Source organism: Acetobacter pasteurianus (assembly GCF_009914215.2).
GTDB classification, from domain to species: Bacteria; Pseudomonadota; Alphaproteobacteria; order Acetobacterales; family Acetobacteraceae; genus Acetobacter; species Acetobacter pasteurianus.
The window spans coordinates 912206-934336 of record NZ_CP039846.2 but is presented as its reverse complement, the minus strand read 5'-3'; the positions used below and the strand labels follow the sequence as shown (position 1 = coordinate 934336).

Sequence of the window (22131 nt, the reverse complement as noted above, 5' to 3'; positions counted from 1 at the left end):
GACGCTATGCACAAGGGTGACTATGTGACAAACATAGTCACCCTTTACTTTATTTCTGGCGTCCGCGCTTCATTGTAAGGCGGGCGCTTTTTGTTGTTTCGGACACATGCTGTGCTCATGCTTTAGAGGCAGCCCCCGACAAGAGGACTTCCATGGCCACTCAGCTCGATTACTACGCAATTCTTGAAGTTTCCCGAACAGCCACGGCCGATGAACTCAAGAAATCCTATCGCAAGCTGGCCATGAAGTATCATCCAGATCGGAACCCCGGGGATGATGCAGCAGAAGCCAAGTTCAAGGAAATCAACCAAGCCTACGATATCCTGAAGGACGAACAAAAGCGCGCTGCGTATGACCAGTACGGCCATGCCGCGTTTGAAGGCGGTGGCCCTGGCCCCGGCGGGTTTGACTTTAGCGGTGGCTTTGGCGGCGGTGGTCTGGGCGATATTTTCGAACAGATGTTTGGTGATATGATGGGTGGCCGCCGCGGTGGCCGTGCCCGCACCGGCAACGATATCCAGACTCATGTTGAAATCACGCTGGAAGAAGCTTTCAGCGGCGTAAAGAAAGATGTGCGGGTGATAACCCGCGTGGCGTGCGAAGCCTGCCACGGCACCGGCTCTGATGATGGCGCATCGGGCGTTGAAGTCTGCCCAAGCTGTCACGGCGCAGGCAAGGTGCGGGCGCAGCAGGGCTTCTTTGTTGTGGAACGCCCATGCCCAACCTGTCATGGCGCAGGCAAGGTGGTGAAAAACCCCTGCAAGGTTTGCCACGGCGAAGGCACAGTGGAAAAGGAACGCACGGTTGAAGTGCAGATTCCTGCCGGTGTGGAAGATGGCACCCGCATCCGTCTTTCTGGTGAAGGAGAGGCCGGAGGCAACGGTGTGCCGCCGGGTGATCTGTATATCCATGTTTCCGTTACGGAACATGGTATTTTCCAGCGCGATGGTGCCAACATTTATTGCCGCGTGCCGTTGCGCATGGCGCAGGCTGCTTTGGGCACAGAAATTGAAGTGCCTGTTATTGATGGCTCCCGCACCAAGGTGAAAATTCCGGCTGGCACGCAAACCGGTGCACATTTCCGCCTGCGCGGCAAAGGCTTCTCGGTTCTGCGCTCTACCGCTCGTGGCGATATGTACATTCAGGTTACGGTGGAAACGCCGCAAAACCTCAGCAAGCGCCAGCGTGAACTGTTGGAAGAATTTGAAAAAGAAGCCGGTGAGGATGTGAAGCAGAGCCCCGAACATACGGGCTTCTTCCGCCGTGTTCGGGACTTTTTTGAAGGGAAGGAATAAGCGCTCATGCGTATCGGTATTGCAGGCATAACGGGGCGCGTGGGCCGTTTGCTAGTGGAGGAAGTGCAGGCCGCAGGGGCAACCCTTTCTGGCGGCACAACACGCAAGCCGGAAGCAGCCAGTGGTCTGCCCCAAGGTGTGCCGCTGTTTAAGGATATGGCCGAGCTTGCAGCTAACAGCGATGTGGTGATTGATTTCACCCACGCTGATACCGTTATCCCGAACGCGCAGGCTCTGGCCGCAGCGGGTACGGCATGGGTGCTGGGCACAACTGGTCTTTCAGCAGAGCAGCAGTCAGCCGTGAACAAAGCGGCAGAAAAAATTGCTGTGGTGCATGCTGCCAATTACTCTCCAGGCGTCACATTAGTGCAGCGTTTGGCGCAGATGATGGCCCGCGTACTGCCAGCAGACTCCTATGATGCTGAAATTGTGGAAATGCATCATCGGCAGAAAGTGGATGCACCATCTGGTACGGCCTTGGCTATTGGTGAGGCCGTGGCACAGGGGCGTGGTGTAAAGCTGGCAGACGTGCGGGAAAGCGGGCGTGATGGCCATACAGGGCCCCGTAAGGAAGGGGCCATTGGCTTTGCAGCCTTACGTGGCGGGCAGATTGTGGGCAAACATGAAGTATTGTTCACATCAGCCGATGAGCAGATCATTCTGGGCCACCGCGCCTTTGACCGGCGCATTTTTGCTACGGGTGCGGTGCGTGCAGCCAAGTGGGTAAAAGGGCGCAAACCCGGTCTTTACAGCATGGAAGATGTGCTGGGTCTGCCCCCGCTATAATGCCAGAACAAAGGGGCGGGCAGTGTCCGCCCCGCGTTGGGCGCAAGGCTGAAAACGGCGATTCTGGTTGGCCTGTTTGGTCAATACTCTTGACCGCTGCTTTCTATCCCTTCATACGACCTCGTCCCCCTTTTTTTTAGGGCGGGCTTCTGTTTCCTTTTTCACAGTGCGTGGGGCAAACGGCACCATCATGCGTAAAGACGGCGATTTTCTGTTTACTTCGGAGTCTGTTTCCGAAGGCCATCCCGATAAAGTTGCTGACCGGATCAGCGATACCGTTCTGGACGCTTATCTTGCGGCAGATCCGGAAGCCCGCGTTGCCTGTGAAACGCTGGTAACCACCAACCGCATCATTCTTGCGGGTGAAGTACGTGGCCCATCTTCCGTTACATCGGACAAGCTGATTGAACTGGCGCGCGAAGCTGTCAAAGATATCGGTTACGATCAGGAAGGTTTTTCCTGGCGCCGTGCGGAAGCTGCCAATTACCTGCATGCGCAGTCTGCCGATATTGCGGTAGGCGTTGATAGCGCAGCCGAGAAAGATGAAGGCGCAGGCGATCAGGGGATCATGTTCGGGTATGCCTCGAACGAAACCGATACCCTTATGCCAGCTCCCATTTACTACGCGCACCGCATTCTGCATGAAATGCGTGATCTGCGCCGTGCGGGTGACCCGATTGTGGCTGGCCTGCAGCCGGATGCCAAAAGCCAGGTAACCCTGCGTTACGTCAATGGCCGCCCGGTTGGTGCCACCTCCGTGGTGATTTCCACCCAGCATGATGAAGGTGTGAATCAGGAAGAACTGCGTGGTCGTCTGGGCCAGGTGGTTAAGAATGTGCTGCCCGAAGGCTGGGTGCCGCCGGAAAAAGAATTCTACGTCAACCCCACGGGTGTGTTCGTTATTGGTGGCCCGGATGGTGACTGCGGGCTGACAGGCCGTAAGATCATTGTGGATACCTATGGTGGTGCAGCCCCGCATGGTGGTGGTGCATTCTCCGGTAAGGACCCCACGAAGGTTGACCGTTCCGCAGCCTATGCTTGCCGCTATCTGGCCAAAAACGTTGTGGCCGCTGGTCTGGCAGACCGTTGCACCATTCAGCTTTCCTACGCCATTGGCGTGTCTCATCCGCTGTCCGTTTATGTGGATCTGGATGAAACCGGCAAGGACGTGGATGAAAACCGTCTGGGTGATATTCTGCGTGAAGTTATGGATCTCACCCCGCGTGGTATCCGTAAGCACCTGCGCCTGAACCGTCCGATTTATGCTGTAACATCTGCTTACGGTCACTTTGGCCGCACGCCAGATGCAAAGCTGGACACCTTTACGTGGGAACAGACCGATCTGGTTGATGCCCTGCGTAGCGCGCTGAACCGCTAAGTTTAGGGCGTTCTGTTCATGGCGGAGGCTAAAGGTTCGGCTGAAAATGGTCAGCCTGTGGTAACAGATGTTAAACCTCCGCCGGAGCGGCTGTACGGCCGCCAGCGTGGGCATCCGTTGCGCCCTCGTCAGGAACGGCTGCTGGATGAAACCCTGCCGCGTATGCGCTTTCCGCTAGAACGCGCGGCAGATCCGGCTTCTGTTTTTGGCCATAAGCCAGAACAGATCTGGTTTGAGGTTGGCTTTGGTGGTGGTGAGCACGTGCTTGCCCAAACCAATGCGCACCCCGAAGTGGGGTACATTGCCTCCGAAGTTTTCCATAACGGTTTGTGCTCCCTGTTAAGCCGCCTTGTGCCGGTGGGGGAGGAAGCAACGGCTCCCGTGCCAGAAATGCTGCGGCTGTGGGATGATGACGCCCGGCAAGTGCTGAATGTGCTGCCCGATGCGTGTCTGGACAGGTTGTTCCTGATGTTCCCAGATCCGTGGCCCAAGGCACGCCATGCCAAGCGGCGCTTTGTGCATCCGCAAAATGTGGCGTTGGCTGCACGTGTGCTTAAGCCCGGTGCCGTATGGCGCGTTGCCAGTGATGATCCTACCTATCAGGCATGGGTGCAGGAAGTTATGGCAGCTCAGGATTACTTTGAAGCGCCCGAACCCGTTTTAACCCGGCCAGAAGGCTGGTTCCCCACACGGTATGAGGCCAAGGCCATTGCTGCTGGCCGCCAGCCTATGTACTGGACATTTACCCGCCGCTAAGGCGGGTTTTGTCGTTTTTCACCCCTCGGCTGATGGTCTGCATGTGGCATGTGGGTTCATCAGCCCGCATTACGTTTTTGCCATGCGAAAGGTCCGCCATGAGCCAGACGACGCTGCCTATCCGTCGTGCCCTTGTTTCTGTTTCCGATAAAACGGGTCTGCTTGATCTTGCCCGCGCTCTTGCAGCGCAGGGAGCGGAAATTCTTTCTACCGGGGGGTCTGCCAAGGCGCTGCGCGATGCGGGCATCCCTGTTACGGAAGTTTCGGATTACACAGGTTTCCCCGAAATTCTGGATGGCCGGGTAAAAACACTGGTACCCAAAATTCATGGCGGCATTCTGGGCCGGCGTGATCTGCCAGCCCACGTGGCCCAGATGGAAGAACACGGTATTGGCCCGATCGATCTGGTAGCTGTAAATCTGTATCCGTTTGAAAAAACGGTTGCTTCTGGCGCAGATGCAGATACTTGCATTGAAAACATTGATATCGGCGGCCCGGCACTTATTCGCGCTGCCGCCAAAAATCACGCCCATGTGGTGGTGCTGACAGACCCAGCCCAGTATGAAGGGCTGATTGATGCGCTGGGTGATGGTGGCACCACACTGGAAATGCGCCGTGCCTATGCGGGTGCTGCGTATGCCCGTACTGCCGCTTATGATGCCGCTATTGCTGCATGGTTTGCTAAGCAGGCTCAGCAGCCTTTCCCCGAACGGTTTATTATGGCTGGCCAGCGTGCGGAAATTCTGCGTTACGGTGAAAACCCGCACCAGAAGGCTGCTTTCTATCGCGATGGCACAGTGTGCCCGGGCGTGGCAACGGCACAGCAGGTGCAGGGCAAGTCTCTGTCCTACAACAACATTAATGATACCGATGCTGCGTTTGAGGCTGTTGCCGAATTTGATAGCCCAGCCGTTGTAATTGTAAAACATGCCAACCCCTGCGGTGTGGCTGTTGCACCTTCACTAACATCTGCGTGGGATCAGGCCCTGCGGTGCGATCCGGTTTCTGCCTTTGGGGGCATTGTGGCCCTTAACCGCACGCTGGATGCTGCCACGGCAGAAAAAATTTCCACCATCTTTACAGAAGTGATTGTGGCTCCGGATGCGGAAGAAGATGCCAAGGCGCTTCTGTCCCGCAAAAAGAACCTGCGTCTGCTGCTAACCGGTGGCCTGCCTAACCCTGCGGCAGAAGGCATTGTGGTGCGTTCCGTAGCCGGTGGTTTTCTGGCTCAAACGCGTGATAACGGCCAGATCAGCCGTGAAGGCCTGAAGGTGGTGACAAAGCGCGCCCCTACGGAACAGGAAATGCAGGATCTGATCTTTGCATTCCGTGTGGCTAAGCACGTTAAGTCCAACGCTATTGTGTATGCCAAGGATGGCGCCACGGTAGGCATTGGCGCTGGCCAGATGAGCCGTGTGGATTCTGCGCGTATTGCGGCTTCCAAAAGTGGTGAGGCTGCAAAGGCTGCCGGGCAGGACACGCCGCTTACGCAGGGTTCTGTTGCTGCGTCTGATGCGTTCTTCCCGTTTGCAGATGGTCTGGAAACCATTGTTGCCGCTGGGGCCACAGCGGTTATCCAGCCCGGTGGTTCCATCCGTGATAACGAGGTGATTGCCGCAGCAGATGCTGCCGGTATTGCCATGGTGTTTACTGGTATGCGCCATTTCCGCCACTGACACGCTTTTCCCGCTCTTGCGGGAATGACAGTTCGTGGCAAAGAATAGGGCCACGAATCTCACGCAATGCTGTCCCCCGTGCACATATGGGCGGGGGCGGCGTTTCATAATCGGTTGGGCTATGCGCTATCTGCTTTTTTTGTCTGCTGCATTATTCGTGTCTTCCGTGGCTGTAGCCGCGCCAGCACATAAAACGCCTGCCACCAAGGCAGAGTCCTTTTCTGCTCGGCAGACACACACAGAAAAGCAGGCAGATGGTGTGTATGATCTTTCTGGCTTGCCTTCCTTTAGCGCTAAGGTCGCGCAGTTTCTGCCATCCCCTCACGGGGGTGTGTTTGGGCTGGTGCTGGAAGATGGCACGCAGGTTTTTGTTTCTCCTGAACAAACGCATGCATTGGCTGGTCTGGTTAAACCGGGGGATGCTATTTCCATCCGCGGGTTAAAAGGCCGCACACTGCCTATTATTCGGGCATTTGGAATTACCAGCCCGCGTGGCCGTGGCATGCAGGATAACTTTATTGCCATGCCCGTGCATTCTACAGAAATGATTGCTGGCCCCGATTTGGTGCTGCATGGCGAAATCTGGCAGCAGCTTTACAATGCCAATGGGGAACTTTCCGGTGTGATTTTGAAAGATCACTCCGTTATTTGCATTGCTCCGCGTGAAGCTACGCGCGTGGCTAATCTGCTTACACCGGGCCAAATGCTCTATGCTGTTGGCACAGGCAGCAGTGGTGAACTTGGCACGGCCATTGATGCGCGAGAAATTGGTGCATCAGCCGAAAAGATGGTAGGTATTGCGGTAGGTGATGCCCCGCCACCCGGGCCACCTGCCGGTAGCCCAGCTTATGATATTATTCCCGGCGCAGAAGAACACTAAAGCCGCCCTAGAGGCGTACAGCGTAAGCTCAAAGCGGTAACAGCAAACTGTTGCCGCTTTTGTGCGTTAGTCTTTCTACTACAGGCCACTAACAGTCATACGCGTTGACGTGTGACGGAAGGGAGAAAGTAGATGGCTATTTTACGCTGGGTTCTGATTTTTCTAATTTTTGCCCTTCTGGCATCCATATTCGGGTTTTCTGGCGCGGCAGGCAACTTTACAGAAATAGCGAAAATTCTGCTGTTTGTGTTTGTAGTGCTGCTGGTGATCAGCCTCTTTTTTGGCCGCACACCCCGAACCTGATTTCAGCTTTTATTCAGATGTGTTGTGTGGTGTACGGTGGGCTGCCGTGCACCACAGCACACCTGTTATCAGGCAGATAATGGCGCAAAATTCTACAATACTTGGCCAGCGATGCGCCCATACAAAGCTGTAAAGCAGAGCAAACAGCGTTTCAAAAATAATCATCTGTCCAGAAAGTGTGAGCGGCAGCAGGCGGGAGGCTCGGTTCCATAACCCGTTGGCGACTACAGAAGCCAAAAGCGCCGTAGCACTACATACGCCCCAAAAACGTGCCCAATCTAGCCAAGCATGGGGCGCAGCATGAAAAACAAAAGCGGGAATAACCAGCACAAGGGCTAGTGCGCCGGTCACAACGCCTGTCAGCAGGGACCAGTCATGGTCACTCACCGTAGAGGTTTTTAACAGCCAGCGTGTGTTTTCAACGGCATACAATGTCCATGATGCCAAGGCTCCTACAGCGCAGAACAATCCAATAATCTGGGTGGAAAAAGCAACTGAATGCGTCGGAGTGGCTGTGGCATGAGCCGTAAAACTGCGCGAAACAATAAGCAGAATGCCAATAATACTGAGGCTCATGGGGGCAGCAATCCGTTTGACACGGATGCTACTACCGGCCCGTATGCCCATAACCAGCACGGCAATGGGTAAAAAACCAATAATAAGCGTGGTTACGGGGCCGCCTACGGTTGTAATGGCGGTGGAAAGTAGAATGTAATACAGAACATTGCCCAGAATAGATAAGCGGATAAGCGCAATCCATTCGGCTTTTCCCAGAATGTTTTTAAGAATATTCCAACGGGGTAATAGCAAGGCCAGAGAGATCAGGCCGTAAACAATGTAACGCCCGGCTGTCATTTGCAGAGATGTAAAATCATGTAGAAGCAGGGGAATAATAAATACAGTGCCCCATAACGCACCGCTTCCCATACCATTCAGCACACCAAGGGTAAGAGAGCGGGAAGACGTCATTCTATTCTACCATGTAAAAAACCGGAAAAAGCCTGTTCCAGCTTTGGTTTGCCGGAGAAAGGTTGGTGCCTGTCTAAAAGAGTATTGGGGCAGACACTATGCTTTTTGTGGGTATCAGCTACACGCTTGCGTGCAACGCATTGTGTAGAGTTTTTGCGGGCAGAATTTAACGTGGCTTGCCGCGTTTACAGGCAGCAAGCCACGTTAAGGTTATCTGGGTAATTACCCCTCAATCTGGCTGAAATCTGCAATCAGCCGCATCATACGCACAACGCGGGAAAGCAGCTTTAAGCGGTTCAGCCGCAGTTCTGGTTCTGGGGCATTTACCGTTACCACTTCAAAGAACTTATCCAGTGGTTCGCGCAGGCTGGCGGCTTCACGCATGGCATCGGTAAAGCGTTCGGCGGCAAAGTCCTTTTCCACGGCGGGTTCCACACGTTCCAGCGCGTCAAACAGGGCGCGTTCCTCATCCTGCGTGAACAGGGCGGGGTCTGGCATATCTTCGTGCGGGCCGTCTTTCTTGTCTTCAATCCGCAGAATGTTGGCGGCGCGGCGCGTGGCGGCCAGCAGGTTTTTGCCGTCTTCCGTTTCCAGCATGTCCTGCAAAGCATGGGCACGGGCCAGCAGGCGCACGATGTCCGTATCCGAATTATCAACGGAAATTGCGGCCAGACAATCATGCCGCGCACCTTCAGAGCGCACCTGCACGCGCAGACGTTCGGCAATGAACTGAGGCAGCAGATCCAGATCAGGCGCATCCTGCAAATCAGCAGGCAGAGCTTCGGCGGCCAGAACAAACAGGCGCACCAGATCAAGCCGCAGATTGTTTTCACGGATCAGGCGGATAACACCCAAGGCTGCGCGGCGCAGACCGAACGGATCTCCCGAACCGGAAGGTTTTTCACCAGCGGCAAAGAAGGCCACCAGCATATCAATGCGGTCAGCCAGACCCAGCACGACGGAAACCGGAGCAGTTGGCACCGAATCACCGGGGCCGCGCGGAGTGTATTGCTCGCTAATGGCCTGTGCCACGGCAGCACTTTCGCCGTCATGCTTGGCGTAGTAACCGCCCATCACGCCCTGAAGTTCGGGGAATTCTCCAACCATGCCGGTTGTCAGGTCAGTTTTGCTCAGCTCGGCTGCGCGTTCGCAATCGGCCTTGGGAGCGCCCACCATGTCGGCCAGAATACCGGCCAGACGCACCATGCGGCGCGTGCGATCACCCTGAGAGCCCAAGCTGGCATGGAAGGTGATGGAATCGAGCGCCTTCAGACGGGAAGCCAGCGTTTGCTTGCGGTCCAGATCCCAGAAGTGGCGGGCATCTGCAAAGCGGGCACGCAGCACGCGTTCATTACCGGTGACAATAAGTGTGCCATCATCTGCGGGTACAATGTTGGCCACAAAAGCAAAGCGCGGCGCGGCCGTGCCATCGCTGTTGCGCAGGGCAAAGTAACGCTGGTTCACACGCATGGAAACCTGCATCACTTCGGCAGGCAGTTCCATAAACTGCGCATCAATCTGGCCAAGGAACGGCACAGGCCATTCCACCAGCCCGGCCACTTCGTCCACCAATCCGGCATCTGGCACAATCTGCAACCCTTCGGAGGCTGCCAGTGTGTTCAGGCCTTCTGTAATGGTTTTGCGGCGTTCTGCAGCATCCACCATCACATGGCGATCATGCAGGGTTTTCCGCCATTCCGCAGCGCTGGAAACAGCCACGGCACCGGGGTTGAGGAAGCGATGGCCCTCTGTAAGGTTGGCAGCCACCAGATTGTGCCCGTTATCTTCACCCTGAGCGAGGGAGAAAGGCACGGTTTCACCATCCAGAATGCACAGAATGCGGCGCAGTGGGCGCACCCATGTAAAGCTGCTGCCAGCACCCCAGCGCATGGATTTGGGCCAAGGGAAGCGCCGCAGCAGATCAGGCAGCACAGCCGCAATATGGGCCTGTGCGCTTACGGCTGGTTCTTCACGCTCCAGAATCCAGAAGCCGTTCTGTAGCGTAAGCGCATCGCGCGTTACGCCGTGCTTGCGGGTAAAGCCATCCAGCGCCTTGTCTGGCGCGCCTTCACGCGGGCCACGTTCAGAAACCGTGCGGCCGGGTACGGTGGCATCAATGTTCAGGCTGGCGGCAATACGGCGCGGGCCAGTGGCCGCCACGGCATTTTGCGGGTGCAGAGGGGCCAGAGCTTCTGTCAGCAAGCGCAGGAGGTTTTCCCCTGCCTGACTTTGCATGCGGGCCGGAATTTCTTCAGAGAACAGTTCTATCAGCAGTTCGGGCATTATCTTACTTGTCCTCGCCAGCCAGCCAGGTTTCACAGCATAGCTTGGCCAGATTACGCACTCGGGCAATATAGGCGGCACGTTCGCTCACGCTGATAACGCCGCGCGCATCCAGCAGATTGAACAGATGGCTGGCTTTCAGGCACTGGTCATATGCAGGCTGGGCCACACCGGCTTCTGCCAGTGCCACGCTTTCTTTTTCCGCATCTGTAAAGTGCTGGAACAGCAGGTCCGTATTCGCCAGTTCAAAGTTATGGCGGGAATAGTCTTTTTCGGCGCGCAGGAAGACATCGCCGTAGGTCAGGCCCGCGCCGTTGTAATCCAGATCGTACACGTTCTCTACGCCCTGCACATACATGGCCAGACGTTCCAGACCGTATGTCAGCTCGGTAGAAGGCAAGGTTACGGGAATACCGCCAACCTGCTGGAAATACGTAAACTGCGTGACTTCCATGCCATCACACCAGACTTCCCAGCCAAGGCCCCATGCACCGATGGTGGGGTTTTCCCAGTCATCTTCTACAAAGCGGATATCGTGCAGTTCCGGGTCAATCCCAATAGCGCGGTAGCTGTCCAGCAGCAGTTTCTGGCTTTCTTCCGGCGTGGGTTTGAGCAGAACCTGATACTGATAATAGTGCTGCAAGCGGTTTGGATTTTCCCCATACCGGCCATCAGACGGGCGGCGGCAGGGCTGCACATAAGCCGCTTTCCACGGTTTGCTGCCAAGGGCGCGCAAGGTGGTATGGGGGGAAAGGGTGCCCGCGCCTATTTCCTGATCATAGGGCTGGAGAATGGCGCATCCCTGTTTGGACCAGAACTGGTGAAGGATCAGGATAAGATCCTGAAAGGAAAGAGGCCGCTCAGTGGGGCGGGGAGACGCCGGGTCCATGATCAGGGTGCTACTCCGGTAGGTTACGTTATAATGCAGCTCATACATGCTGCGTGCGGGCACACCATACAGCCCCATGCGCCGAACCGGAAGAGAAGGCAGGCCATGGTGCAATTCTTCCTGCGCAGGGCTTCTTGCATCGGGCTTGTATCCGCGCCACATCTTGGACAGAGTGTTGGCGTAAAAACAGAGGCTATAGCCGCCAGTGTTAGGCCCAAAAGGGCAGGGAAGGTATGGGATGAATAACGACGAACGCGATCTGATCGAAAAATTCTTTGCGCGTGTAAGCGGTGCACCACAGGGCGGTTTTGCCAGTGTGCCCTCTACGCGGCCCAATCTGCCCCCGATTGACCCTGAGGCAGACCAGTTTATTGCGCAGGAATTCCAGAAATATCCGGAAGCGCGTTACCGCATTACCCAGATGGCAGTTGTGCAGGAAGCCGCACTGGTAGAAGCGCAAAACCGTATTCAGCAGCTTCAGTTCCAGTTGCAGCAGGCTCAGCAGGCGTTGCAACAGGCACAGCAGCAGAGCGCCGGGCAGCAGAAATCTGGTGGTTTCTTTGGCGGCCTGTTTGGCGGTGGGCAGAATGCACAGCCGCAACCGCAGCCAACAACAGCTCCTCCGGGTTGGGGTGGTCGCCCTGCTGCAGCTCCCATGCCGCCGCAGTATCAGCCTCAGCCCATGCCTTATGGTATGCGCCCCTCCATGTTTCAGGGTGGTTCGGGCTTTTTGGGCAGCGCGCTTTCAACAGCTACAGGTGTTGCGGGTGGTATGATGGCCGCCAATGCGCTGACCAGCCTTTTCAGCGGACACCATGATGCAGGTGCAGCCAGTGGTGATGCAGGTTGGGGCGGTGGTGCAGCCCCCACAGAAACCATTAACAATTACTATGGTGATGCGGGAGCTGGCGCTGGAGCCGCTGGTGCAGATCCGTTTGGTGGTGCTGGCACCAGCGCAGACCCTAACTTTGACGCGAACAGTTCTGACTGGGGCGGAGATGCCGGAGACGCCGGTGGAGACTGGGGTGGCGGAGACGATCAGAGCTTCTGATCCAGCCATTAAAAAGGGCGGCTTTAAGGGCCGCCCTTTGTTTATTTGGGGTTGCTCATTGTTAGCATAAGCTCAAGAATTTTTCGGCGCATTTGCGTATCTGGAATACTGTAATATGCACGCACCAGTTCCAGTGTTTCCTGCTTTTTGAATACGCTTTTTGTATCTGTTGTAGGCGCTGCGGGCGTATTTTTGTCTGATGTTGTGCCAAAGCTTTTACGTGTTTCCGAAAACTGCGCATGTTTGTTGGAAACAGCCCCGACGGGGTGCATATCATCAAAAAAGAAGCTGATCGGTACATCCAGCACACAGGCAATATGGTACAATCGCGAAGCACCTACCCGGTTTGCTCCGCGTTCATATTTTTGTATTTGCTGGAAGGTAATTCCCAAAGCTTCTCCCAGCTTTTCCTGAGAAAGTCCCAGCAATGTGCGGCGTAGTCTTATGCGTTTGCCAACATGGGCATCAATAGCACTGGCAGCAGCATGAGGCTGGATCATGGTGTGTCGATCGGTTCCTGCTCCGTATGTTTCACGCCTCGAAACTTTTCCTGCTTTCACGAGGGAATATGCTCAAGAAGGTTAACATTTTATAAAGATGTTTGCCGTCTCCTCCAAAAGAAAAACAGCGCAGACACCTGCTTTAAAGGCAACTGCGCCATAAAATTGAAAAAACGGTGAACAGGAAATTAAGAAAAAGTTAGGCTTTTCTGCGTCGGATAGACATCCCGAGAATCAGCAAAGTGCATAATAGTAAAGGAACAGTTTGTCCGTAATGCCCGAAAAACGTGCGAGACAGGGCCGCAGGCACAGCAGAAACGAGTGCACCTGTTTTGTCCCACCCCAATTTGGCAAGAAGATGGCCTCTGCCATCAAAGGCCGCAGAAATACCTGTATTGGCAGCCCTTACAATGGGCAGCCCTTCTTCTACGGCGCGTAAGCGCACGGATTCCAAGTGTTGGCGCGGTCCCGCGCTGTTGCCAAACCACCCATCATTCGTGACATTGGCAAGCCAACGGGGCCGATCATGACGGTTGGTGACATCACCTGAAAAAATAACTTCGTAACAGATTAACGGCCCAACAGGAGGAATGTTGGCCAAATGCCATGTTTGAGGGCCCGGGCCAGCAGCCAATCCGCCTTGTGGTACAATCTGCAAAGGAATGAAGGAGGGTTGATACTCTCCAAAAGGTACAAGGCGTGCTTTGTCATACACAGCACTTACGGCACCATCGGGCGCTAAAGCTAAAACGGAATTACGGTAACGCCCATTATCATCTTGGCGGAGTGCCCCAATAATCCCTGCATCTGCCCCCAGCGCCCAATCCATAATAACTTCGCGGGCCTTGGGCGTATCCTGCAGCAGATCATAGCCGGGGAAAGAGGTTTCTGGCCATAAAAACACAATAGGGCGGTAAGGTGCGCCAGAGGCGGCCTGCTGAATCTGAATTTGCCGTGCCTGCTGCACACCTTGAGCAGTAAGGCGCAGGTAGCGCAAAAAGATATCTCTGGGGCGTAATTTGCCGACTTTTTCAGTTTCCGGCACATTGCCTTGCACCATAACAGCTATCGGGCCGGATTCGCCTTGCGGTTGAATGCTGTAAAAGCGTACTGCGCCAACACCAAGCCAAAGCACAGAGGCTGCGAGACTGCCCGCGTAAATTCTGCGCCGTGCTGTAGATGTGCAGCACGGTGCTGCTGATTGTGGTGTAAATGGTGTGTGCAGATGCAGGCTGTCTAACAAGGCACTTCCGCATAGCAGGCTTGCCAGTACAAGCGCCAAGGTCAGCCCATCTTCTCCCACCCATGCGGCAGGTTGAATCAGCAGGTCCCCAACAAGGCCGGGTATGGCAAGGCAGCTCCCCAGTGCATTCCACGTAAAGCCGCTGAATAAAAATGTGCGGCCCATATCAAATACAGTCCACGCACCCGCAAAAAATGCCAGACGCCGCAACCCTGAGGGCACAAATGTGCTGAGTGCTGCGGGTACACCGACCATTGGTGCAAGAATCAGGGCGCACCCCATGGAAGGGAAGGGCACAAACCACCAGAATTCATCTGCGCGGATCAGCACCGCATTGACCAGCCAGTAAAGCCCGGCCGTGTAAAAGCCGAAGCCAAACAGGCAGCCAGCCCAAGCCGCGTGTTTCCAACTTGTTGTGGTGTTAAGTATCCGGCCCAGTATGCCAAAGGTGAGCAGCAATATGGGCAAAAAGTGCAAAGGGGGCAGGGCCAGCGCAGAAAGAGCGCCAACTCCCAGCATGAACCCCATGAAACGCCAATTTTCCCGCCAGCATCGACGCAGGCGGGTATGCGCCGTTTGAAAAAACGCGGGCAGTTTTACCACGGCGCAAACCTTAGTTTACTGACTGACAGAAAAAGAAAACGGACGTTGAAAAAGCTGTCCGTTATCAGTCCAGCGCATCGCGCAGGCGGCGTTCGTAATGCCTGTAATATTTATCTGCCAGCAGCTCACTTTTCACCAGAATAGCCACATCTGTGGTGTTGAACTGTGGGTCCACCACAGCGCCATCACCCACATAGCCGCCCAGCCGCAGATAGCCTTTAATAAGCGGTGGCAGCCCAGCCAGGCACCGGCGCAGGTTCAGGCTGTGCGGGTCTGTGCGCAGCATTTCCACTTTCCGGTCTGGCAATGCACGCACGCGCAGGGCCGGAGGGGCCAAGTGGTTGTGATACAGATACGTCAGCTCATCTGCCATTTTGTCCGGGTCTGTTCCCGGCAGGCTGGCGCAGCCAAACAGCAGATCAATCTGATGCAGGAAAATGTAGGAGGCAATGCCACGCCACAGCAACTGCATGGCTGTGCGCCCACGGTAGTTTTTATCTACGCAGGACCGACCTACTTCCAGCAATTTACCGGGGAATTCTTTTAGCGGCGTAATGTCATACTCGCTGGAAGAATAAAAACGTCCGATTTTTTTAGCGGCGTCACTTTGCACCAGCCGATATGTGCCCACTACGCCACGTGCGTCTGAGGCAATGGCGTGGTCAATAACCAGAAGGTGGTCTGCTACATTGTCAAATTCATCAATATCGCGTTTCAGGCGCAGGGTTTCGCCCTCGGGGCGTGCGCCCATTTCTTCATAAAAAACACGATAGCGCAGGGCTTGGGCTGCTTCCAGCTCGGCCTCTGTTTCTGCAATGCGTACGCTCAGGGTGCCACCACGCAGTTCAGGAAAGCCTTTGCGTTCCAGATCCAGCGCAGAAAGCCCCCCTCCGTTGTTGCGCGTTGCACTCATGCAGCATTTCCTTTCTGGCGGGCACGAGAGGATGTTTTGGTGCCCGACTTTGCAGCGGATTTTTTGCGGCCAAACAGCTCCAGCCGCATGGAAACAAATTCAAAGCCCAGCCGATCAGCCACTTTTTTCATCAAGGCTTCATGTTCCGGGTCTTCAAACTCTATAACCTTCCCATTATCCACGTCTATCAGATGATAATGGTGCCGCCCATTTTCCGTTGCTTCATACCGTGCGCGCCCGCCGCCAAAATCGCGGCGTTCCAGAATGCCTTTTTCTTCCAGAAGGCGTACGGTGCGATATACCGTGGCCACTGAAATGCGGGAATCCAGCGTTAAGGCACGGCGGTACAGCTCTTCCACATCTGGGTGGTCGTCTGCTTCAGACAGAACACGCGCAATAACGCGCCGCTGTCCGGTCATTTTCAGGCCGTGTTCAACACACAGCTGCTCGATCCGCGATTCTGCCGACTGTGCCTTCAAGATCACAAATCCTGCTTTGAGTTACAATTTGTGTTTCAGGTTTCAGGTAGCCGAAAGTGATAGGGTTTGTCCAATTTTACACTCGCTGGCAGTTTTTTTATGCGATGCAGGCCCCTATCTTTTGCAGATGAGCTTATGTTTTTCGTCCTTTTGTGGAGTTTCTGAATGACTCGTTCTGCTGCCTATGTGCCCGATTTTAACGTGCAGGAAGAGCCGCGCATTGCCGTTTTGGATATTACAACGGAAAAATGCCCCATGACATTTGTGCGCACGCGCTTGGCGCTGGATGGCCTGCCGCCGGGTGGCTTGCTGGCGGTGCGCCTGAAAGGGGAGGAGCCGCTGAAGAATATCAGCCGGTCTGCCCGTGCGCTGGGGCATGCCATTTTGTCTGATGTGCCGCAGCCCGATGGTAGCGTGGTGCTCACACTGCGCAAAAAACAGGAAACGCCTGCTTCGTAAACCGAAGCAGGCGCTCTGCAGAAAAGAACTGATAGAGGGAGAGGCGAAAAAAGCCTGCCCGGTCAGTTGTTCATGGCTTCGAAGAAGTCGTTGTTGGTTTTGCTGTATTTCAGCTTGTCCAGCAGGAAGTCCATGGCGTCCATCGTGCCCATAGGGGCCAGAATACGGCGCAGAACCCACATTTTGGACAGCGTAGCCCGATCTACCAGCAGTTCTTCCTTACGGGTGCCGCTCTTGGTGATGTCGATAGCCGGGAAGGTGCGCTTGTCTGCCAGCTTGCGATCCAGCACCAGTTCGGAGTTACCCGTGCCTTTGAATTCTTCAAAGATCACTTCGTCCATACGGCTGCCGGTATCAATCAGCGCCGTGGCGATAATGGTGAGGGAACCGCCTTCTTCAATATTACGGGCAGCACCAAAGAAGCGCTTGGGCCGCTGTAAGGCGTTGGCATCCACACCACCGGTCAGCACCTTGCCGGATGAGGGCACAACGGTGTTGTAGGCGCGGGCCAGACGGGTGATGGAATCCAGCAGGATCACCACATCGCGCTTGTGTTCAACAAGGCGCTTGGCTTTTTCCAGCACCATTTCTGTAACCTGCACGTGGCGGTGTGCGGGTTCATCAAAGGTGGAAGCAATCACCTCACCGCGCACAGAGCGCGCCATGTCGGTCACTTCTTCGGGGCGTTCATCAATCAGCAGAACAATCAGGAAAACTTCCGGATGGTTGGCACTGATGGACGAGGCAATGCTTTGCAGCATAACCGTTTTACCCGAACGGGGTGGCGCCACAATAAGGGCACGCTGGCCCATACCGATGGGGGAGACAAGATCAATAACGCGCGGCGTAAAGTCTTTCTGCGCGCCTTTCTTGCCTTTTTCAGCCTTCGGTTCTGGTGCGGTTGCCTGACTTTCCACTTCCATCTGAAGGCGACGTTCAGGGTAAAGTGGGGTCAGGTTATCAAAGTTGATCCGGTGGCGTACGGCATCCGGTGGCTCAAAGTTGATCGTGTTGATCTTGAGCATAGAGAAGTAGCGTTCACCGTCACGCGGGGCGCGAATCTGGCCTTCTACCGTATCACCCGTGCGCAGGCCAAAGCGGCGCACCTGAGTGGGGGAGATATAAATATCATCCGGGCCGGGAAGATAGTTAGATTCGGGGGAACGCAGGTAACCAAACCCGTCATGCATGATCTCAAGCGTGCCTTCGCCGTAGATCGCCTGGTCGTTGTCGGCCAGTGCCTTCAGGATGGCAAACATCATGTCCTGCTTACGCAGGGATGACGCGTTTTCAATATTCAGGTCTTCAGCGCAGGCCAGAAGATCCGCTGGGGATTTGGCCTTGAGTTCCGCAAGATGCATCTAGGAAATGCCCTGACTGGCAAAAGTTCATAAGGGATATGTCAGGATTTCTCATGCCATCGGCTGCCGAAAGCGCGTGGCTATGGCAAATAGACACCTTGCTGGAAGGTGATGCCGGGGCAGAATAATCCAGACTAAAGGGAGGATGCACTGGGCAGGTGAAGTCAGCCAGCACTATGGGGCCGTATAATAACGACGGCCAGATGTATCGTCAATAACCTTGTGGGGTGGGCGTTATGGCGTGGGTGCGGGCGTAATGGCAGCATTCCACCCAGCACGCGTTAGCCACACGGCAGAAACTGACATATCGGGCGAGATAAAGCTGTTGACCTGAGACCACAGTTGGGAAGGGTGCATAGTGCGCGTAAGCCCACCGGAAATCTGGTCCCGCGAACACGGGCCGTTCAGGTGCAGGCTGTCTTCCTTCAGGGTGGTTGTGAGTTGGCACGTACCTGTTTGCCCATTTTGCAGGTCAGGTGCTGTGCCTTCTACATCCGCAGTGAGCAATGGGCGCATGGTGGTATCCAGCAGCATTAATTCTCCAGCTACATGGCCTTCTGTTGAGGGGTGAAGCCCCACAAGAAGCCGTTTGCCATTGTGCGAAGAAATGGCGGCATAACGCAGCGGCTCGGTGCTGAGATGATCAAAAAATGCCTGATACCCATTGGGTGGCGGAGCCTGAGTCGGTGTGGAAGAAGCTGCATGTGCCGTAGCAACGGCCCCCATAAGAGAGGCGCAGAAAAAAGCCGTTTTCCAGAACTGTTGCATCTTACTTGATCCCTCCCAGCCAGCCTTTTTTCCAGAACCACAGTAGCGGCAACACAATGGTGGAGGCCATAAGCCCGAGTGAATACCAGTATCCGAAAGACCAGTTCAGTTCAGGTATGTTCTTGAAGTTCATACCATAGATACCGGCAATCAAAGTTGGGGCAACACCAATAAAGCTGACAACTGTCAGCACCTTCATCACCCCGTTCTGTTCAATGTTGATAAAGCCTAGCGTGGCATCTAGCAGAAATTCCACTTTGTCCTGCGCTTGGGAAACATAGGCATCTAGCGAGGAAAGGTCTCGGCTTACGGTGGTAATGCGCATCCGCAGCGGGTTGGAAAGCGCATAAGCGGCGGCAGTATTGCTTTCCCCCGCTTGGGGGACTGAATCCGTGGTGATGTGGCGTGTGCTCAGCATATATCCGGGGGTGGGGATGGCGCTGGCCGTTTTGCGGCTTTCGCTCAAAAACAGGGCAATGCGCTCCATACCCAAAAGCGTATCGCGCATACGTGAACACAGATTGCCCGAACTGCCCACGCGCTGAAGCAGGTCACGCTGCCAAGAGGCAATGTTGCGCACTGCAGACCCGGAAGGGCGGGTGCGGAAAATATCGTGAGAGAGGGTGTCCAGCAGGTCTCCAACGCTTTCCAGAATATCGGCCAGCCGGTCTACAATGGTTTCAATCAACGCCACCAGAATTTCCCCGGCATGCAGGGTCGCATCATGCTGGGTGTGTAATGGGGCAGAGGGAGCCGCGGTGGATGCAGGCGTAGGGGTCGTTGATTCTGGCGTGGGAATGGCATGGGGGGCGGGCATAACCTGCGCATGGTCCGCCACAAGTAACGCCACGGTTTCAAAAGACTGATAAGCCTGAAAGCGAATAGTGAACAGCCGGTTTTGCGTGAGAATAAAGCCTACGGGTGTTGTCTGAAATTCCGGGCCGGTTTTTTGTAATAAAGGGGAGGAAAGAAAGGCCGCGCCATTGCGCACACTAATGCGGGATGAACTTTCAATTTCGTTCAGATCATCCAGTGTGGGAATGGGCTGGCCACATAACTGGGTTGCCAGAGCCTGTTCCTGCGGTGTGGGGTCTAAAAGGTCCAGCCATACGGCATCGGCGGCGTCGGCTGCGGTCTCAATAGCCCGTGCGGGCATACCAGGCCGGTGGGCCAGGAACATGCGATTCTCCATTTGTGTGCGCGCGCTACCGAAGGCAGGCAGGGCCACTGTTTTCTGAACACAGAATGTCAGGTGGCGATGTGGGCTGCAAATATTCAACTGTTACAAATTATGCGGCCTTCTACATGTTTCTGGCAAGGTTACGTGGTTGCAGGGCTGTGCAACGCCTTGCGGTATCTGGTAAGCCTGCGGCTTCGTTATGACAGGCGATGTCAGGCTTTTACATATCTGGCAGGCGCGGTTTTTCACGCGGTATGGGAGCGGCAGACCAGAAATGGCAGATCCGAAGGAACACGGCACGTCAGCGGTGCATAGCAATTCCCTCCGGCACCAGCCGGATGAGCGGGGGCATTTTGGTGGGCGTCATGGGGGCCGTTTTGTAGCGGAAACCCTTATGCCCCTCATTCTGGAACTGGATGAGGCCTATAAGGTCGCCAAGGCTGATCCGGCTTTCCAGAAGGAGCTGGATTATTATCTGAAAGATTATGTCGGCCGCCCCAGCCCACTCTGGTTTGCCCAGCGCATGACGGAAGAATTGGGTGGCGCTAAAATTTTTCTTAAGCGTGAAGAACTCAATCATACGGGCTCACACAAGCTCAATAACGTCATGGGGCAGATTTTGCTGGCTCGGCGTATGGGCCGCACCCGTATTGTGGCGGAAACCGGTGCTGGTCAGCATGGTGTGGCCACGGCAACCGTATGTGCCCTGTTTGGCCTGAAATGCGTGATCTACATGGGTGCTACCGATGTGGAACGGCAAAAACCCAACGTGTTCCGCATGCGTCTGCTAGGTGCAGAGGTGGTGCCCGTTACCTCTGGCGCAGGTACGCTGAAGGACGCCATGAACGAGGCCATGCGTGATTGGGTGGCCAATATTGCCGATACCTACATGCTTATTGGCACAGTGGCAGGCCCGCATCCGTATCCGGCTATGGTGCGTGATTTCCAGAGCGTGATCGGCACGGAAACCAAGGCCCAGATGAAGGCAGCCGAAGGCCGTCTGCCAGATGTGGTGGTGGCGGCCATTGGCGGTGGTTCCAACGCTATGGGGATTTTCTATCCGTTCCTGGATGATAAATCCGTGCGTCTGATTGGTGTGGAAGCTGCTGGCCACGGGCTGGATAGCGGCAAAACCGCAGCTTCTATTGAACGCGGGCGTCCCGGTGTGCTGCATGGCAACCGCACATATCTGCTTCAGAACGCAGATGGGCAGATTGAAGAAGCACACTCCATTAGTGCCGGGTTGGATTACCCCGGAGTAGGGCCGGAGCATTCATGGCTGCATGATATCGGCCGCGCAGAATACGTAGGTATTACGGATAATGAGGCACTGGATGCCTTCCAATTCTGCACACGTATGGAAGGTATTATTCCTGCGCTGGAATCCGCCCATGCCGTGGCATATGCCGCCAAAATTGCGCCTACGCTTTCCAAGGATACCCTGCTGGTGGTCAACCTTTCTGGCCGGGGTGATAAAGACATCTTCACTGTTGCCGAACATCTGGGGGTCAAGCTGTGAGCCGTATAGCAGCCCGTTTTAAAGCACTTGCGGCCCAAGGCCGCGGCGCGCTTATTCCGTATCTGGAAGCGTATGATCCGGATTGGGATACATCGCTCGAACTGCTGCGCAAAATGCCCGCTGCTGGCGCAGACCTGATTGAAATTGGCATGCCTTTTTCAGATCCCTCCGCCGATGGCCCTGTTATTCAGGCTGCTGCCCGCCGTGGCCTTAAAGCCGGAGCCACGCTGGCAGGTGTGCTGGATATGGTCACGGACTTCCGCCAGCAGGATAACGAAACCCCCATTATCCTTATGGGGTATCTGAACCCGGTAGAATCCTACGGGTATGAACGCTTCTGCCGTGATGCCGCCAGTGCCGGTGTGGACGGGTTGATTCTGGTGGATCTGCCGCCAGAGGAAGCCGATGTGCTGGCACCATTTGCCAAGGCCAACAAGCTGGATATCATCCGGCTTGTGGCGCCTACCACATCGGATGAGCGCCTGCCTTATGTGCTCTCTCACGCATCTGGCTTTGTGTATTACGTCAGCATTACGGGCATTACCGGCACACGGTCTGCCACTACGCATGATCTGGAAGCCGCCATTCCACGCCTGCGCAAGGTTACCAAACTGCCAATCGCCATTGGGTTTGGTGTGCGCACGCCGCAGCAGGCTGCCAATGCTTCCAGCATTGCAGATGGTGCGGTTGTGGCTTCGGCCCTGCTTTCCACTTTGGCGGAAACGCTGGATGACAAAGGCCGCGCTACGGCAGAAACACTTCCGCGCGTGTTGGCGCAGATTGAAGATCTGGCAAAAGCCGTGCGCAGTGCTGACGGAAAGGCGGTATGATTCCGCTTTT

Annotated in this window: 21 protein-coding genes; 11 read left to right on the top strand and 10 right to left on the bottom strand. The window is 55.3% G+C overall.

The genetic code is table 11. The features are described 5' to 3' along the window. Nucleotides 1-152: 152 nt before the first annotated feature. From dnaJ to FCN51_RS17770, 7 genes are all read left to right on the top strand, one after another. A complete protein-coding gene (gene dnaJ / locus FCN51_RS17800; protein ID WP_003629720.1) occupies nt 153-1295 on the top strand; it encodes a molecular chaperone DnaJ in 1143 nt (380 codons plus the stop codon). Between the two features lie 6 nt (nt 1296-1301). Further along, nucleotides 1302-2081, top strand: coding sequence for a 4-hydroxy-tetrahydrodipicolinate reductase (gene dapB / locus FCN51_RS17795; protein WP_160256504.1), 780 nt, complete (start codon nt 1302-1304; stop codon nt 2079-2081). A 190-nt stretch (nt 2082-2271) separates the two neighbouring features. Continuing rightward, nucleotides 2272-3459, top strand: a complete 1188-nt coding sequence (gene metK / locus FCN51_RS17790; RefSeq protein WP_035362213.1) for a methionine adenosyltransferase — start codon at nt 2272-2274, stop codon at nt 3457-3459. 18 nt (nt 3460-3477) lie between these two features. Beyond that, on the top strand, nt 3478-4215 hold the full coding sequence (trmB, locus tag FCN51_RS17785; protein WP_003623812.1) for a tRNA (guanine(46)-N(7))-methyltransferase TrmB: 738 nt from the start codon (nt 3478-3480) through the stop codon (nt 4213-4215). 98 nt (nt 4216-4313) lie between these two features. Continuing rightward, a complete protein-coding gene (gene purH / locus FCN51_RS17780; RefSeq protein ID WP_160256503.1) occupies nt 4314-5891 on the top strand; it encodes a bifunctional phosphoribosylaminoimidazolecarboxamide formyltransferase/IMP cyclohydrolase in 1578 nt (525 codons plus the stop codon). 121 nt (nt 5892-6012) lie between these two features. Then, nucleotides 6013-6771, top strand: coding sequence for a hypothetical protein (locus FCN51_RS17775; protein ID WP_160256502.1), 759 nt, complete (start codon nt 6013-6015; stop codon nt 6769-6771). A 132-nt stretch (nt 6772-6903) separates the two neighbouring features. Then, a complete protein-coding gene (locus FCN51_RS17770) occupies nt 6904-7074 on the top strand; it encodes a DUF1328 domain-containing protein (protein ID WP_003623804.1) in 171 nt (56 codons plus the stop codon). A gap of 9 nt (nt 7075-7083) precedes the next feature. On the opposite strand, the gene FCN51_RS17765 is transcribed toward FCN51_RS17770, so the two are convergent. From FCN51_RS17765 to FCN51_RS17755, 3 genes are all read right to left on the bottom strand, one after another. Beyond that, complete coding sequence (locus FCN51_RS17765) at nt 7084-8043, bottom strand: DMT family transporter (protein ID WP_160256501.1); 960 nt, start codon at nt 8041-8043, stop codon at nt 7084-7086. A 222-nt stretch (nt 8044-8265) separates the two neighbouring features. Then, nucleotides 8266-10326: a glycine--tRNA ligase subunit beta gene (gene glyS / locus FCN51_RS17760; protein WP_160256500.1), complete on the bottom strand. Its 2061-nt coding sequence runs from the start codon at nt 10324-10326 to the stop codon at nt 8266-8268. Nucleotides 10327-10330: 4 nt separating this feature from the next. Then, entirely contained in the window at nt 10331-11377 is a 1047-nt protein-coding gene (locus tag FCN51_RS17755) for a glycine--tRNA ligase subunit alpha (protein WP_201762604.1), read from the bottom strand. A 76-nt stretch (nt 11378-11453) separates the two neighbouring features. On the opposite strand from FCN51_RS17755, the gene FCN51_RS17750 reads away from it, so the two are divergent. Beyond that, on the top strand, nt 11454-12266 hold the full coding sequence (locus tag FCN51_RS17750; RefSeq protein WP_160256499.1) for a DUF2076 domain-containing protein: 813 nt from the start codon (nt 11454-11456) through the stop codon (nt 12264-12266). A 41-nt stretch (nt 12267-12307) separates the two neighbouring features. Here FCN51_RS17750 and FCN51_RS17745 read toward each other — a convergent pair whose 3' ends face one another. The 4 genes from FCN51_RS17745 to FCN51_RS17730 form a co-directional block, all read right to left on the bottom strand. Then, nucleotides 12308-12766 carry a helix-turn-helix domain-containing protein gene (locus FCN51_RS17745; RefSeq protein WP_035362207.1) on the bottom strand — a complete coding sequence of 153 codons (459 nt, stop codon included), beginning with the start codon at nt 12764-12766 and terminating at the stop codon, nt 12308-12310. Between the two features lie 199 nt (nt 12767-12965). Further along, nucleotides 12966-14612 carry an apolipoprotein N-acyltransferase gene (lnt, locus tag FCN51_RS17740; RefSeq protein ID WP_160256498.1) on the bottom strand — a complete coding sequence of 549 codons (1647 nt, stop codon included), beginning with the start codon at nt 14610-14612 and terminating at the stop codon, nt 12966-12968. 64 nt (nt 14613-14676) lie between these two features. Continuing rightward, nucleotides 14677-15525: a GNAT family N-acetyltransferase gene (locus tag FCN51_RS17735; protein WP_003623791.1), complete on the bottom strand. Its 849-nt coding sequence runs from the start codon at nt 15523-15525 to the stop codon at nt 14677-14679. Beyond that, the gene (locus FCN51_RS17730) at nt 15522-16010 is read right to left on the bottom strand and encodes a Fur family transcriptional regulator (protein WP_012812409.1); all 489 of its coding nucleotides are present in this window, start codon (nt 16008-16010) and stop codon (nt 15522-15524) included. Before FCN51_RS17730 ends, FCN51_RS17735 begins: the two co-directional genes overlap by 4 nt. Before the next feature lie 159 nt (nt 16011-16169). Here FCN51_RS17730 and FCN51_RS17725 point away from each other — a divergent pair, with 159 nt between their 5' ends. Beyond that, nucleotides 16170-16463, top strand: a complete 294-nt coding sequence (locus tag FCN51_RS17725; protein WP_160256497.1) for a sulfurtransferase TusA family protein — start codon at nt 16170-16172, stop codon at nt 16461-16463. A gap of 62 nt (nt 16464-16525) precedes the next feature. Here the strand turns inward: FCN51_RS17725 and rho are convergent, their stop codons facing one another. From rho to FCN51_RS17710, 3 genes are all read right to left on the bottom strand, one after another. Next, nucleotides 16526-17824: a transcription termination factor Rho gene (gene rho / locus FCN51_RS17720; RefSeq protein WP_003623786.1), complete on the bottom strand. Its 1299-nt coding sequence runs from the start codon at nt 17822-17824 to the stop codon at nt 16526-16528. A gap of 234 nt (nt 17825-18058) precedes the next feature. Continuing rightward, nucleotides 18059-18592, bottom strand: a complete 534-nt coding sequence (locus FCN51_RS17715; protein ID WP_160256496.1) for a hypothetical protein — start codon at nt 18590-18592, stop codon at nt 18059-18061. A 1-nt stretch (nt 18593) separates the two neighbouring features. Beyond that, nucleotides 18594-19784: a magnesium transporter CorA family protein gene (locus tag FCN51_RS17710; protein WP_201762603.1), complete on the bottom strand. Its 1191-nt coding sequence runs from the start codon at nt 19782-19784 to the stop codon at nt 18594-18596. A 187-nt stretch (nt 19785-19971) separates the two neighbouring features. Here FCN51_RS17710 and trpB point away from each other — a divergent pair, with 187 nt between their 5' ends. Beyond that, nucleotides 19972-21291, top strand: coding sequence for a tryptophan synthase subunit beta (trpB, locus tag FCN51_RS17705; protein ID WP_201762602.1), 1320 nt, complete (start codon nt 19972-19974; stop codon nt 21289-21291). After that, entirely contained in the window at nt 21288-22121 is an 834-nt protein-coding gene (gene trpA / locus FCN51_RS17700; RefSeq protein ID WP_003629738.1) for a tryptophan synthase subunit alpha, read from the top strand. Before trpB ends, trpA begins: the two co-directional genes overlap by 4 nt. Nucleotides 22122-22131: the final 10 nt, after the last annotated feature.